13 protein-coding genes and 1 other RNA gene are annotated in these 12,147 nt (G+C 62.0%); 8 read left to right on the top strand and 6 right to left on the bottom strand.

Translation table 11 applies throughout. From position 1 onward, the window contains the following. Positions 1-18: 18 nt before the first annotated feature. Genes QLG12_RS23145 through QLG12_RS23125 form a run of 5 tightly spaced genes read right to left on the bottom strand, consistent with a single transcriptional unit; the run spans position 19 to position 4,830 of the window. A complete protein-coding gene (locus QLG12_RS23145) occupies positions 19-1,236 on the bottom strand; it encodes a 2-octaprenyl-3-methyl-6-methoxy-1,4-benzoquinol hydroxylase (RefSeq protein WP_197867354.1) in 1,218 nt (405 codons plus the stop codon). 9 nt (positions 1,237-1,245) lie between these two features. Further along, positions 1,246-1,731: a DUF4442 domain-containing protein gene (locus QLG12_RS23140; RefSeq protein ID WP_197867144.1), complete on the bottom strand. Its 486-nt coding sequence runs from the start codon at positions 1,729-1,731 to the stop codon at positions 1,246-1,248. Next, entirely contained in the window at positions 1,724-2,911 is a 1,188-nt protein-coding gene (gene ubiH / locus QLG12_RS23135) for a 2-octaprenyl-6-methoxyphenyl hydroxylase (RefSeq protein WP_197867143.1), read from the bottom strand. The genes QLG12_RS23140 and ubiH overlap by 8 nt, the downstream gene beginning before the upstream one ends. Continuing rightward, on the bottom strand, positions 2,908-4,242 hold the full coding sequence (gene pepP, locus QLG12_RS23130; protein ID WP_085696903.1) for a Xaa-Pro aminopeptidase: 1,335 nt from the start codon (positions 4,240-4,242) through the stop codon (positions 2,908-2,910). Before pepP ends, ubiH begins: the two co-directional genes overlap by 4 nt. Positions 4,243-4,269: 27 nt before the next feature. Continuing rightward, positions 4,270-4,830: a YecA family protein gene (locus QLG12_RS23125; protein WP_007951810.1), complete on the bottom strand. Its 561-nt coding sequence runs from the start codon at positions 4,828-4,830 to the stop codon at positions 4,270-4,272. Between the two features lie 125 nt (positions 4,831-4,955). Between QLG12_RS23125 and QLG12_RS23120 the strand changes: the two genes are divergently transcribed. From QLG12_RS23120 to QLG12_RS23105, 4 genes are all read left to right on the top strand, one after another. Continuing rightward, positions 4,956-5,165, top strand: coding sequence for a TIGR02449 family protein (locus QLG12_RS23120; protein ID WP_064379955.1), 210 nt, complete (start codon positions 4,956-4,958; stop codon positions 5,163-5,165). Beyond that, entirely contained in the window at positions 5,162-5,479 is a 318-nt protein-coding gene (locus QLG12_RS23115; protein ID WP_007951811.1) for a cell division protein ZapA, read from the top strand. Before QLG12_RS23120 ends, QLG12_RS23115 begins: the two co-directional genes overlap by 4 nt. 30 nt (positions 5,480-5,509) lie before the next feature. After that, positions 5,510-5,688, top strand: a non-coding RNA gene (gene ssrS / locus QLG12_RS23110) — 6S RNA. A gap of 80 nt (positions 5,689-5,768) precedes the next feature. Beyond that, on the top strand, positions 5,769-6,374 hold the full coding sequence (locus tag QLG12_RS23105) for a 5-formyltetrahydrofolate cyclo-ligase (RefSeq protein ID WP_197867142.1): 606 nt from the start codon (positions 5,769-5,771) through the stop codon (positions 6,372-6,374). Positions 6,375-6,409: 35 nt separating this feature from the next. On the opposite strand, the gene QLG12_RS23100 is transcribed toward QLG12_RS23105, so the two are convergent. After that, entirely contained in the window at positions 6,410-6,565 is a 156-nt protein-coding gene (locus QLG12_RS23100; RefSeq protein WP_007911192.1) for a hypothetical protein, read from the bottom strand. A 198-nt stretch (positions 6,566-6,763) separates the two neighbouring features. On the opposite strand from QLG12_RS23100, the gene QLG12_RS23095 reads away from it, so the two are divergent. The 4 genes from QLG12_RS23095 (at position 6,764) to QLG12_RS23080 (ending at position 12,137) form a co-directional block, all read left to right on the top strand. Next, the gene (locus QLG12_RS23095; RefSeq protein WP_197867141.1) at positions 6,764-7,213 is read left to right on the top strand and encodes an EVE domain-containing protein; all 450 of its coding nucleotides are present in this window, start codon (positions 6,764-6,766) and stop codon (positions 7,211-7,213) included. Between the two features lie 123 nt (positions 7,214-7,336). Continuing rightward, positions 7,337-8,302 carry an efflux RND transporter periplasmic adaptor subunit gene (locus QLG12_RS23090; protein WP_282475282.1) on the top strand — a complete coding sequence of 322 codons (966 nt, stop codon included), beginning with the start codon at positions 7,337-7,339 and terminating at the stop codon, positions 8,300-8,302. After that, entirely contained in the window at positions 8,299-11,019 is a 2,721-nt protein-coding gene (gene rbbA / locus QLG12_RS23085; RefSeq protein WP_197867140.1) for a ribosome-associated ATPase/putative transporter RbbA, read from the top strand. Before QLG12_RS23090 ends, rbbA begins: the two co-directional genes overlap by 4 nt. Beyond that, positions 11,019-12,137 (top strand): ABC transporter permease, encoded by a 1,119-nt coding sequence (locus QLG12_RS23080; RefSeq protein WP_282475281.1) that lies wholly within the window; start codon positions 11,019-11,021, stop codon positions 12,135-12,137. Before rbbA ends, QLG12_RS23080 begins: the two co-directional genes overlap by 1 nt. Positions 12,138-12,147 lie beyond the last annotated feature (10 nt).

The following is a 12,147-nucleotide window of genomic DNA, read 5'->3' as shown; positions in this document are numbered from 1 at the left end:
GATGTTGCACGACCGTCGTCAGGCCTTGGCCAGGGCCGGCAAGTCCCCGGTCAGCCCCAATGCTTCACGCACAAACAGCGCCTTGGCCTCGGGCATCTGCTCGACGATTTTCAGCCCGGTGTTGCGCAGCCAGCGCAGCGGCAGCGGGTCAGCCTGGAACAACCGCTCGAAGCCTTCCATCGCCGCCATCAGCGCCAGATTGTGCGGCATGCGCCGGCGCTCGTAACGGCTCAGGACTTTCACGTCTGCCAGGCGTTCGCCGCGTTCGTTGGCCTGCAACAACACTTCGGCCAGCACCGCGGCGTCGAGGAAACCCAGGTTCACACCCTGCCCCGCCAACGGGTGAATGGTGTGTGCGGCATCACCGATCAGCGCCAGGCCTTCGGCCACGTAGCGTTTGGCGTGGCGTTGACGCAGCGGCACACACAGGCGCGGGTCGGCGCTGATGACATCGCCGAGGCAACCTTCGAACGCGCGCTCCAGCTCACGGCAGAAATCCGCTTCATCCAGCGCCATCAGCCGCTCGGCTTCGCTCGGCGTGGTCGACCAGACGATCGAGCACCAGTCCTGCTGACCGTCACGCTCCAGCGGCAAAAACGCCAGCGGCCCATGATCGGTGAAGCGCTGCCACGCGGTCATGCGATGCGGTTTGCTGCTGCGCACGCTGGTGACGATGGCGTGATGCAAGTAATCCCACTCACGGGTGGCGACGCCGGTCAGACGGCGCACGGCGGAATTGGCGCCATCCGCCGCGATCACCAACGGTGCGCGCAAGGTGCGGCCATCGGCCAGGGTCAGCAGCCAGTCGTCACCGGAACGACGCATCTGCTCCAGCCGCGCGCTGGCCAGCAGGCCCATGTCGCAATCGTGCAGACGGTCGAGCAAGGCATCCTGGACCACGCGGTTTTCGACAATGTGGCCGAGCACATCGGCGTGCACGCTGCTGGCCGAGAAGTGAATCTGCCCGGTGCCGCTGCCGTCCCAGACGTGCATGTCGGTGTAAGGGCTGCTGCGTCGATTGACGATGCCGTCCCACACGCCGAGGCGATCGAGGATCCGCTGGCTGGCTGCCGACAGTGCGCTCACCCGTGGCTCGAACGGCGCGTCGCCATTGAAGGGTTTGACACTCAACGGGCTGCCGTCGAGCAGCAGCACTTCCAGCCCGCTGCCCTGCAACGCCAGCGCCAGGGCACTGCCGACCATTCCGGCTCCGACAATCAGCACATCCGCGCGCATTTCCATGCTTTAAGCCTGTCTCGCTGGCGGCTTGAGCCGCACGTAAAGGGTTTTACCGACCCGCGCCACCAGGTTGCCGGCGCCGTCATGAATGTCGACCTGCAACTGCGGCAGGTATTTCTCGCCACTGGCGGTCTGCCGACGGATCTCGTCGAGCAGGGTGTCGTCGATGTTGAACCGGGCGAACACCGGGCCTTTGCCCGGCGAGATGAAATCAATGTCGGCGGCTTTGTCCCAGACGATGTACCGCGAGCCGAGGTTCTCCATGAGCATCAACATGAAGAACGGATCGACCATCGAATACAGACTGCCGCCGAACTGGGTGCCGACGTAATTGCGGTTGTACCAGCCCAGGCCCATCGAGACCTGGATGTCACGAAAGTCATCGCTGATGTGCTGCACCCGGACACCGGCGCCGAAATACGGCGGGTAGAACGTCATGATCCAGCGCATCAGCCGCGCCTTGCCAAACCTTCTGATCAGCCACTCACGCATCCGGCCGCGTCCCCAGCCCCATGGCCTGACGGGCGAACCAGCGTTTGGCCGGCGGCAGCAGATCGAGGCCGAGCAGGCCGATGTTGCGCCCCAGCGACACCAGCGGCTGGGTGCTGCCGAACAGGCGCGTAACCTGATCGGAGAAACCGACGGTGAGGTCCTGATCGAGACGCTGACGCTCGCGATAGGCCTGCAGCGTGGCGAAATCTCCCAGCGGTTTGTCGCTGGCCAGCAGCGCGGCGGCCAACGCATCGGCATCGCGCAGGGACAGGTTGAAACCCTGCCCGGCAATCGGGTGCAGGCTGTGGGCGGCGTTGCCGAGAACGGCCAGATGCGAGCGCACCTGCTCTTCGGCTTCCACCAGCGACAGCGGATACAGATGTCGCGCGCCGACCTGCTTCAGGGTGCCGAGGCGGTAACCGAACACGCCTTGCAGCTCGCTGAGGAAATCACGTTCACTCAGGTCGGCCAGCCGTTGCGCGTCCATGCCCAGACGGGTCCAGACCAGCGCGCAGCGGTTTTCCGGCAGCGGCAGCAGCGCCATCGGGCCTTCATCGGTGAAGCGCTCGAAGGCCATGCCGTTGTGCGCTTCGCTCGGCGTGATGTTGGCGATCAGCGCGCTCTGGTTATACGGACGCTTGCGTACGTTGATGCCCAGTTGCTCGCGCAGACCGGAACGACCGCCATCGGCGAGCACCGCCAGATCGCACTCGACCGTGGTTTCATCGCTGAGGGTCAGGCGATAGCCGTCGGGCAACGGTTCCATGCGGCTGACTTCCGCCGGGCAGCGCCAGCTGATCACGTCTTTGTCGAGGTGCTGCCACAGGCACTGGCCGAGCCAGGCGTTTTCCACCACGTAACCGAGCGCCGGGACGCCCTCTTCCATCGCCGACAGGCGAGCGGTGGAGAAACGACCACGGTCGGACACGTGAATCTGCTTGATCGGCTCGGCGCGACGGGAAATTTCCTGCCACACGCCCAGTCTTTGATAAATCTGTCGGGAGCCAAAGGACAGCGCCGAGGAGCGCGCGTCGTAGCTCGGCTGCCAGGTGTCACCGGGGGCGAAAGGTTCGATCAGCACGATCTTCCAGCCACGGGCCTTGGCCCCGGCCTGCAAGGCCAACGCCAGACTGGCGCCGACCAGACCGCCACCGATGATTGCCAGATTGACCCGACTCATGCCGCGCAGGTCCGTGCTTGCGCCATCAGGGCTTCGATCTCGGCGACGGTTTTCGGCACGCCACCCGTCAGGATTTCACAACCGCTCTTGGTCACTACCACGTCATCCTCGATGCGCACGCCAATGCCGCGCCATTTCTTCGCTACGTTCTGATTGTCCGGGGCGATGTAGATGCCCGGCTCCACGGTCAGCGCCATGCCGACTTCCAGCACTCGCCATTCGCCGCCGACCTTGTATTCGCCGACGTCATGCACATCCATGCCCAGCCAGTGGCCGGCGCGGTGCATGTAAAACGCCTTGTAGGCCTCGGAGGCGATCAACTCGTCGACTTCGCCCTGCAACAGCCCAAGTTTCACCAGTCCGGCGGTGATCACCCGAACCGTGGCTTCGTGCGCCTGGTTCCAGTGCTTGTTCGGGGCGATTTCGGCGAATGCCGCTTCCTGCGAGGCCAATACCAATTCGTAGATCGCTTTCTGTTCAGCGGAAAACTTGCCGTTGACCGGCCAGGTACGGGTGATGTCGCTGGCGTAGCAATCGATTTCGCAACCGGCGTCGATCAGCACCAGATCGCCGTCCTTGAGCAGCGCGTCATTTTGCTGGTAATGCAGGATGCAGCTGTTGCGCCCGGCAGCGACGATCGAGCCATAGGCCGGCATCTTCGCCCCGCCCTTGCGGAACTCGTAATCCAGTTCGGCTTCGAGGCTGTACTCGTAAAGCCCGGCACGGCTGGCCTGCATCGCCCGGATGTGAGCCTGGGCGGAAATCCGCGCCGCTTCGCGCATCACCTTCACTTCTGCCGCCGATTTATACAGGCGCATGTCGTGCAGCAGGTGATCCAGGGCAACGAATTCGTTCGGCGGCTGAGCGCCGAGGTGCGCCTTGGAGCGGATCACGTTGATCCAGTCCATCAGGTGACGGTCGAATTCCGGGTTGCTGCCCATCGCCGAATACACCCGGTCGCGGCCTTCGATCAGGCCCGGCAGAATGTCGTCGATGTCGGTGATGGGAAAAGCGTCATCGGCGCCGAAATCGCGGATCGCGCCTTCCTGGCCGGCGCGCAGCCCGTCCCAGAGTTCGCGTTCGGCGTTGCGTTCACGGCAGAACAGCACGTACTCGCCGTGCTCGCGACCGGGCATCAGGACAATGACCGCCTGTGGCTCGGGGAAACCGCTGAGGTACTGGAAATCGCTGTCCTGACGATAGACGTGCTCGACATCGCGGTTGCGGATGGCGACCGCGGCGGCCGGCAGGATCGCGATGCTGTTGGGTTCCATCTGCGCCATCAGCGCCTTGCGGCGCCGGGCGTATTCCGCTTTCGGGATATGGATCATGGGCAGATGGCTTTCCCTGGCACGCGATCAGTGCAGCGACGGCTTGGCCGCTGGCGGCACGTCGGCCTTTTTGGTTTCGGAGAACAAAAGCAGCGGAGCGACACGCAGGTACTCCATGACTTCCATATAGTCGCTTTCGCCGTCTTCGGATTCTTCCAGGGCGTCTTGCACCTGGGAGATCGCTGCCAAATCCTGCAACACTTCGGTAGCTTCGGTGCTCAGCATGCTGCTGTCGCGGCAGTTCAGACCGAACCCGGTGAGGAAGCCCTGACACCATTCGCCCAGCGCGGCGGCGCGCTCGGCCAGAGGTGCGTCATCGTTCGGCAGCAGCAGAACCACGGTGACGTCGTCGCCGGTGAGTTCGCTCTTGACCATCTCCTGCAGACCGATCAGCGCGTTGCGAACGTTGTCCTGCGGCTCGCTTTCGAGCAGCTCGGCGGCATCGATCAGCCATTCTTCGGCATTGAAGCCGGCGCCGGCACAACTGCGGCCGAGCAACAGGCCGTGCAGTTCGGCAGGCGAAACGGAGTGACCGCTGGAGTTCAGCAGGGTGGCGAAGCCTTGGTACGGGGAATTCTGAATGGGCATGGGCAGCTAGGCGCCAGACGGCGCTATGTCTAGAATGAAGGCCTTGTATCCTACATCGACAGACTCGCCAAGACCATTAAAGGCTGTCCGCCAGCCAAACCCATCAGACCGAATCAGTGGACACAATGGAAGACACCGACCTGCAAGCGCTGATGGCCAGACTCGAACTGCTGATTACCCGAGTCGAGCAACTAAAGAGTCAAAATGCACTCTTACATGCTCAGGAAAAGACCTGGCGCGAGGAACGCGCGCACCTCATTGAAAAAAACGAAATCGCCCGGCGTAAGGTCGAATCGATGATTTCGCGCCTCAAGGCCCTGGAGCAAGACTCATGAGTTCAAGCAATAGCGTTACCGTGCAGATCCTCGACAAAGAGTATTCGATCATCTGTCCCCAGGAAGAGCGCAGCAATCTGATCAGCGCCGCCCGCTACCTGGACGGCAAGATGCGCGAGATCCGCAGCAGCGGCAAAGTCATCGGCGCCGACCGCATCGCCGTGATGGCCGCGCTGAACATCACCCACGATCTCTTGCACAAAGAAGAGCGCCCGGACATCCAGGCCAGCGGTTCGACCCGTGAACAGGTGCGTGACTTGCTCGATCGTGTCGATCTGGTGCTGGCCGACGATCCGGACATCAGCAAGGGCTGATTCGCCAGGCCGCTTGAGTTATACTCGCCGCACTCCCTGGGGTGCTTGCCAGTTGACGATGTCCCTGAGCCGATTTGCACTACCCTGGGGGTTGCACGTTGGGCTGGTGTGCATGTCCGCCAGACGGAAAGCCTTAAAGCCTACTGCATCCTCCACCTTGAACTCTCGGGTTCAAGGGCTAAGTCGACAGCGGCTCATCCGGGGAGCCTGATTCGAATCCGATGCCGGTGCATGCCGGCATCGGATTTTTTATGCGTACGTTTTCGTCCCACCCTGCCGAAGCCGAACCATGACCGAACCCGCGCTGCTGCCCCGTCCCCAACTGCGCCGCCTGCTGCGCAAGGCCCGCCGCTCGCTGACACCGAGTCAGCAACGCCAGGCCGCCGAGGGCCTGTACAGGCAACTGGCACAAGACCCGCACTTTCGCCGGGCGAAACACATTTCCCTGTATCTGCCCACCGACGGTGAAATCGACCCGCGCCTGTTGCTGCGCGCCGCCCAGCGTCGGGGCAAGAAAACCTACCTGCCGGTGCTCAGTGCCTGGCCACGGACCAAAATGGTCTTTCAGCAAATCCGCCCCGGCGAAAAACTCAAACCCAACCGTTTCCGCATTCTTGAACCGCGCGCCAATCTGGCGCGTCAGCGCAAGGTCTGGGCGCTGGATCTGGTGTTGTTGCCACTGGTGGGGTTTGACGATGTCGGCGGACGCCTGGGTATGGGCGGCGGTTTCTACGATCGCAGCCTGGCGTATCTGGCTCGACGCCAGAACTGGCGCAAGCCGACGCTGCTGGGCCTGGCCCATGAATGTCAGAAAGTCGAACGTCTCGCGCAAGCGAGCTGGGATGTACCGTTGCAGGGAACGGTGACGGACAAGGCGTGGTATTTCGCGAGATAGACGCCGCGCGGATCAGCGGCGTCGAAAAGGCAGTGTCAGCGCTTGAAAGCTGTCGACTGTTGTACTTGTTGCGCCACTTCAATCGGTGCATCGGCCTTGTTGGCCCACAGACTTTGCGCATAACCGGTGGTCACGACGCCCAGACCGAACAAAATTACCAAAGTCCACAGCAAATCCGGTTTGCGTTTCATCGATTGCCCCCCTCAAGGCACATCATCACGATGACAGCAGCGGTTTCCATTCGTAGGCCGTGCAGCAGCGTCAAGCTTTAAAGGCCGGCATTTTGCGACAACGTGAACCTCTGCGCAAATGCTGACGTCAACCGACCGTCGGTTTGTCATAAAATTGCCGGACAACCTGCCCAATGACCGCTTTGAGGAGCACACACCATGGCCTACTGGCTGATGAAATCCGAGCCCGACGAGCTCTCGATCAAGAGCCTGGAAAAGCTCGGCAAGGCGCGCTGGGACGGGGTTCGCAACTATCAGGCACGCAATTTCCTGCGGGCCATGGCGGTGGGGGACGAATTCTTTTTCTACCACTCCAGCTGCCCGGAGCCGGGAATTGCCGGAATCGGCAAAATAATCGAAGCCGCGTACCCGGATCCCACCGCACTGGAACCGCAAAGCCATTACTACGACCCGAAAGCCACCCCGGATAAAAACCCCTGGAGCGCGATTGATGTCGCCCACGTCGAAACTTTCAGCCGGGTCTTGAAGCTGGACTATCTGAAACAGCAGACCGCGTTGGCCGAGATGCCGCTGGTGCAGAAGGGCTCGCGACTGTCGGTGATGCCCGTGACGGCCGAGCAGTGGGCGGCAGTACTCGGTTTGCGCTGAGAGGCGTTGCCCCTTGCGGCTGACATGACTCAGCGCTGCCTGCGTCGCCGATCATTTGACAGACATCAAGCGATGCCATCGCTTTACCCGTCAGACTGAACGCCCAAGCCGCAGGATGCCCTCATGTCAACGTACCGACGCTCCTCTCTGTTATACGCCGGCGCCCTCATCCTGTTGTTGATGGCGGCCGGAGGCTTCGGCTACTGGAAGTCCATGAGCGACCGCCTTCCCGAAGGGCTTCACAGCGCAAACGGGCGACTCGAGGCCACGCAAGTGCAGATCGCCAGCAAGACCCCGGGACGTCTCGCCGAGGTCTTGGTCGATGAAGGTGACAAGGTCAGCAAAGGGCAACTGCTTGCTCGAATGGACACCCGAACCCTCGAGGCCCAGCGCAATCAGGCCGAAGCCGAGGTTATCCGCGCCCGCGAGAACCTCGCCGCCGCCCAGGCCAACGTACAGTTGCGCCTGAGCGAGCAACTGCTGGCCCAGCAAGAACTTGGCCGCTCACAGTCGTTGTTCAAGCATGGTTTTGTCAGCGCGCAGGTCATCGATCAACTGCAATCACGGATCGGCACCGCTAGCGCTGCTGTGACTGCTGCCCGGGCACAGGTCGCTGCAGTCAGCGCGGCCATCGGTGCAGCCCAGGCCCAGGTTGCGCAACTGGCCAGCGAGATCGATGACAGCCGTCTGCGCGCGCCGATCGATGGACTGATCCAGCTGCGCATGGCCGAACCCGGCGAAGTGCTGGGTGCCGGCGGCCGAGTCCTGCTGCTGATCGATCCCGGCGACCAATACATGAATCTTTACTTGCCGGCCTCCGTCGCCGGGCGTCTGGCGGTCGGCGATGAAGCGCGGATCCTGCTCGACGCCCTGCCCGACCAGGCATTGCCGGCGAAAGTCAGTTTCGTGGCGGCCAAATCGCAATTCACACCCAAAGAGGTCGAAACCCGCGACGAGCGACAAAAACTGGTCTTTCGCGTCAAGCTGCGCCTGACTCGACCTGGCGACGTCCCCCAGGCCAAGCCCGGCATGCCCGGCACGGGCTATGTGCGCACCGCGCCGATCGACTGGCCGGCCCATCTGCAATGAACAGCGTCGCGGTTCACGCGAACGCCATCACTCACCGCTATGGCGAGCGGCAAGCGCTGGATGGCATTGCGTTCAGCCTGCCGGCCGGCACCCGCTGCGGCTTGATTGGCCCTGACGGCGCGGGCAAATCCAGTCTGTTGGGGCTGATTGCGGGCGTGAAAGCCCTCCAGCAAGGGCAACTGGAAGTGCTTGGCGGTCCGATCCAGGATCGCAGCCACCGCAACACGCTGTACGCGCGTATCGCTTTCATGCCGCAGGGATTGGGCGGCAACCTGTACCCGGAACTGTCGATCCGCGAGAACGTACTTTTTTTCGCCACCTTGTTTGGCCTCTCTGCCGACGAAAGCGCGCAGCGCCTGCACAACCTGTTGCTCGCCACTGATCTGCTGAGGTTCGCCGATCGACCGGCCGGCAAACTCTCCGGTGGCATGAAACAGAAACTCGGACTGTGTTGCGCACTGATTCACGAACCGGATCTGTTGATCCTCGACGAGCCGACCACCGGCGTCGATCCGCTCTCGCGCCGCAAGTTCTGGGAGTTGATCGACAATGTTCGGCGCCAACGACCGCAGCTGACCCTGCTGGTCGCCACGGCCTACATGGAGGAAGCTGAACAATTCGAACATTGCCTGATGCTCGACGGCGGCCGGATGATCGCCACCGGTCTGAGCCGCGAACTGGCTGCTGCCACGCCCAGCGGCAAGCTTGATGACGCCTTCACTCATTTTCAGGGTGAAAGCCGTCACGCCGCTCAACCGCTGCACATCCCGCCTTACACCGGCAACACCGATATTGCCATCGAAGCTCACGACCTGACGTTGCGTTTCGGCAACTTTACGGCTGTGGATCACGTCAGCTTCGCCATCGGGCGAGGCGAGATTTTCGGTTTCCTTGGCTCCAATGGCTGCGGCAAGACCACCACAATGAAAGTCCTGACCGGACTGATGCCCGCCAGCGAAGGTAGCGCAACGCTGCTGGGCAATCCGGTTGATGCGAAGGATCTGGCCACGCGCAAACGGGTCGGATTCATGTCTCAGAGCTTTTCGCTGTATGGCGAACTCAGCGTGCGGCAGAACCTTGAACTGCACGCACGCCTGTTCGATTTGCCGAAAACCGAGAGCGCCCGGCGCATCGACGCGCTGATTCAACGCTTCGATCTGCACGGTGTCGCCAATCAATCGTCCGGGGCCTTGCCTCTGGGAATACGCCAGCGCCTGTCACTGGCGGTCGCGGTCTTGCACAGCCCGGAAGTGCTGATTCTGGATGAGCCGACCTCTGGAGTTGATCCCGCGGCGCGAGACGATTTCTGGCGTCTGTTGATCGAACTGTCCCGTGATCAAGGCGTGACCATTTTCCTTTCCACCCATTTCATGAACGAAGCTCAGCGTTGCGACCGCATCTCCCTGATGCACGCGGGCAAAGTGCTGGCCTGTGACACGCCGACGGCACTGCAACAACAGTTTGGCGGCAAGTCCCTGGAGGCGGCGTTCGTGACCTGCCTTGAACAGGCTCAGGGTAGTGCCGAAACCGCCCCGCCTCCCGCGCCGTCACCGGCCCCGAAGGCGCCGGCCAGCTCCGCCAGGGAGCGGTTTTTCAGTTTCGGTCGTCTGACGGCAGTGGCTCGCCGCGAAGGCAAAGAACTGATCCGCGACAAAGTGCGCATGGCGTTTGCACTGCTGGGTGCCATTTTCATGATGGTGATTTTTGGCTTCGGGATTTCCCTGGATGTAGAGAACCTGGCCTTCGCCGTGTATGACCAGGATCAAACGCCACAAAGCCGCGCCTATCTGGAGGCCTTCCGCGGCTCCCGCTATTTCGCCGAACAGCCGCCCATCGAAGATGCACAGGCTCTGCACCGCCGGCTGCAACGTTCAGAAATCAAACTGGCGCTGGAGATCCCGCCCGGATTCGGCCGCGACCTGTACGCCGGACATCGACCGGAAGTCGCGGCGTGGCTGGATGGCGGCATGCCCTTTCGCGCCGAGACCAGTCGCAACTACGTCGAGGCCGTCCATCTGGCCAATCTTGAGCAACTTGCCGAACAAAGCAGCCCGGCATTGAGCCTGTCAGCCCCGGCCACGCTGCAGACCCGCTTTCGCTATAACCAGGATGTCGTCAGCGTCAATGCCATCGGCCCCGGCGTGATGGCGCTGATTCTGGCTTTCATTCCGGCGATGCTGACTGCGCTCGGCATCGTGCGCGAGAAAGAGCTGGGCTCGATCACCAATTTCTACGCCACGCCCCTGACCCGCCTCGAATTTCTGCTGGGCAAACAACTACCCTATCTGCTGGTCAGCCTGGTCAACCTCGCCGTGCTCGTGGCGATGAATCGCTGGCTGTTCGGCGTGCCCTTCAAGGGCAGCCTGCCGACCCTTGCGTTCGGCGGGCTGCTGTATGTACTGGCCACTACCAGCATGGGCCTGCTGATTTCAGCGTTCACCCGAACGCAGATCGCGGCGATCCTCGGCACCATGATCATCACCAGCCTGCCGACCATCCAGTTCTCGGGTCTGATCGTGCCGCGTTCTTCGCTGGAAGGAGCCGCCGCCGTGATGGGCTTGCTGTTTCCGGCCGGTCACTTCCTCGACATCGCCGTAGGAACGTTCACCAAAGCTCTGGACCTGCGCCAGCTCTGGCCACAATGTCTGGCGCTGGGCGGCTTTTTTATCGGGTTCACCGGCTTGAGCCTGATCATGCTGAAGAAGCAGGAGGCCTGATGCACAAACTCGTACACATCCTGCGATTGGGTCTCAAGGAACTGACGAGCCTGCGCCATGACAGCGTGTTACTGCTGTTCCTGTTCTACGCCTTCACCGTGGCCATCTATATGCCAGCCGCCGGTTCAGTGATCGGCGTGCATAACGCCAGCGTGGCGATTGTCGACGAGGATCACAGCGCCCTTTCGCGCCAATTGGCCGAGGCGCTACAGCCTCCGGAATTCCAGACGCCGGTAACGCTGCCCTACGAGCAACTGGATGAAGTCATGGACAGCGGCCGATACACGTTCGTCATCAACATCCCCGCCGGTTTTCAGACCGACCTGCTCGCGGGTCGCCAGCCAGCCCTGCAAGTCAACGTCGACGCCACCGCCATGAGCCAGGCGTTCATGGGCGCCGGCTACATCAGCCGAATATTTCAGCGTGAATTATTGGCATATTCAGGCGAGGGTGATGTGCAGACCGGGTCTGCGGTACAACTGACGACTCGAGCCCTGTTCAATACCAATCTTGAGGGCGGCTGGTTTCTGGCCGTGATTCAGATCGTCAACAACATCACCATTCTGGCGATCATTCTGACCGGCACCGCGCTCCTGCGCGAGCGCGAACACGGCACCCTGGATCATTTGCTGGTGCTGCCACTGACCGCACTGGAAATCATGCTGGCGAAAGTCTGGAGCAATCTGCTGGTGGTGGTGCTATGCACCTGGCTGTCACTGGAAGTGATTGTCAAAGGTGCGTTGGGCGTACCTTTATCCGGCTCATTGAGCCTGTTTTTGCTGGTTACGGCCGTTTATCTGTTCGCCAGCACCGCGCTGGGTATCTTCCTGGCAACGCTGGCGCGTTCGACACCGCAGTTCGGCCTGCTGGCCATCCCGGTGATTATCCCGATGCTGCTGTTGTCGGGCGGCAGCACACCGCTGGACAGCATGCCGCAGTGGTTGCAATGGGTCATGCAAGGGTCACCGTCCACCCACTTCGTCAGCCTCGGCACCGCGATCCTGTTTCGCGACGCCGGGCTGAGCGTAGTGTGGCCTGATTTGCTGGCGCTGGTCGTGATCGGTTTACTGTTCTTTTTCATCGCCCTGGCACGGTTTCGCAAGAGCCTGGCGTCGTGAACAACCGCGA

Source organism: Pseudomonas sp. V88_4, assembly GCF_029967985.1.
Lineage (GTDB): Bacteria > Pseudomonadota > Gammaproteobacteria > Pseudomonadales > Pseudomonadaceae > Aquipseudomonas > Aquipseudomonas glycinae.
Note: the sequence above shows the minus strand (reverse complement) of the source record. Positions and strands in the feature narration are given on the sequence as shown.

Excerpts from the sequence above, each read along its gene's own strand:
- QLG12_RS23145 (WP_197867354.1), bottom strand. The coding sequence starts at position 1,236 with ATGCGCGCGGATGTGCTGATTGTCGGAGCCGGAATGGTCGGCAGTGCC.
- QLG12_RS23140 (WP_197867144.1), bottom strand. The coding sequence starts at position 1,731 with ATGCGTGAGTGGCTGATCAGAAGGTTTGGCAAGGCGCGGCTGATGCGC.
- ubiH (WP_197867143.1), bottom strand. The coding sequence starts at position 2,911 with ATGAGTCGGGTCAATCTGGCAATCATCGGTGGCGGTCTGGTCGGCGCC.
- pepP (WP_085696903.1), bottom strand. The coding sequence starts at position 4,242 with ATGATCCATATCCCGAAAGCGGAATACGCCCGGCGCCGCAAGGCGCTG.
- QLG12_RS23125 (WP_007951810.1), bottom strand. The coding sequence starts at position 4,830 with ATGCCCATTCAGAATTCCCCGTACCAAGGCTTCGCCACCCTGCTGAAC.
- QLG12_RS23120 (WP_064379955.1), top strand. The coding sequence starts at position 4,956 with ATGGAAGACACCGACCTGCAAGCGCTGATGGCCAGACTCGAACTGCTG.
- QLG12_RS23115 (WP_007951811.1), top strand. The coding sequence starts at position 5,162 with ATGAGTTCAAGCAATAGCGTTACCGTGCAGATCCTCGACAAAGAGTAT.
- QLG12_RS23105 (WP_197867142.1), top strand. The coding sequence starts at position 5,769 with ATGACCGAACCCGCGCTGCTGCCCCGTCCCCAACTGCGCCGCCTGCTG.
- QLG12_RS23100 (WP_007911192.1), bottom strand. The coding sequence starts at position 6,565 with ATGAAACGCAAACCGGATTTGCTGTGGACTTTGGTAATTTTGTTCGGT.
- QLG12_RS23095 (WP_197867141.1), top strand. The coding sequence starts at position 6,764 with ATGGCCTACTGGCTGATGAAATCCGAGCCCGACGAGCTCTCGATCAAG.
- QLG12_RS23090 (WP_282475282.1), top strand. The coding sequence starts at position 7,337 with ATGTCAACGTACCGACGCTCCTCTCTGTTATACGCCGGCGCCCTCATC.
- rbbA (WP_197867140.1), top strand. The coding sequence starts at position 8,299 with ATGAACAGCGTCGCGGTTCACGCGAACGCCATCACTCACCGCTATGGC.
- QLG12_RS23080 (WP_282475281.1), top strand. The coding sequence starts at position 11,019 with ATGCACAAACTCGTACACATCCTGCGATTGGGTCTCAAGGAACTGACG.